Genomic DNA, 827 nt, shown 5'->3' with positions numbered 1-827 from the left:
GAACAGAAGAGCCCCCAGGGAGAAGTGAGGTATGCCGGTGATCTGCGTCGGAGGCATGATCGGAATCGGCAAGACGAGTGTGGCCGAAATCCTCGCCAAGGAGCTGGGCAGCGAAGTCTTCTACGAGAGCGTGGACGACAATCCGATCCTTCCGCTCTTCTACTCGGCGAGCCCCGAGGAGATCCAGGCGAACCGCTACCCCTTCCTGCTCCAGCTCTACTTCCTGCAGACGCGGTTCGCCGCGATCAAGGAGGCGTACAAGCAGGGCGACAACGTGCTCGACCGGTCCATCTACGAGGACTGGTACTTCGCCAAGGTCAATCACGACCTGGGCCGGATCAGCTCCCTCGAGATGCGGGTGTACGAGGGGCTGCTCGACGAGATGATGCGCGAGATCGACGGCCTGCCGTACCGCAAGGCGCCCGACCTCATGGTCTACCTCAAGGCGGACTTCGAGACGGTGCTGCACCGCATCGGGCTGCGGGGACGCGACTTCGAGCAGGACGAGAGCCTCGTCGAGTACTACCGGACGCTGTGGTCCGGCTACGACGACTGGGTGCACAAGCACTACTCGGCCAGCGAGGTCCTCGTCATCGACATGAACCGCACGGACGTGGTGAACAACCCCGAGGACGCGGCCCGCGTCGCGCAGCAGGTCAAGGACGCCCTCGCGGCGACCGGACGCCGCGGCTGAGCCCGCGCTCTACGGCCGTCCCCGCGTCGGGGCCCCGCGGGCCCGTACGGTGAGCGCCTGAAGGGGCCAGGCCAGCAGGGTGCCCAGGGGGGCCACCACGAGGGCCAGGCCGAGGTGGGCCGCGTCCTCGGGG

Annotated in this window: 1 protein-coding gene; it reads left to right on the top strand. The window is 67.0% G+C overall.

Annotation, left to right across the window (positions count from 1 at the left end; all coding sequences use genetic code 11):
* Positions 1–31: 31 nt before the first annotated feature.
* Entirely contained in the window at positions 32–694 is a 663-nt protein-coding gene (locus CCN56_RS35085; RefSeq protein WP_086831835.1) for a deoxynucleoside kinase, read from the top strand.
* The last annotated feature ends 133 nt before the right edge of the window (positions 695–827 follow it).

The organism is Streptomyces sp. NRRL B-24572 (assembly GCF_002156145.1).
Lineage (GTDB): Bacteria > Actinomycetota > Actinomycetes > Streptomycetales > Streptomycetaceae > Streptomyces > Streptomyces vietnamensis.
This window is presented reverse-complemented; position numbering and strand designations above follow the sequence as displayed.

Coding starts and splice junctions, on each gene's coding strand:
- CCN56_RS35085 (WP_086831835.1), top strand. CDS start 32: ATGCCGGTGATCTGCGTCGGAGGCATGATCGGAATCGGCAAGACGAGT.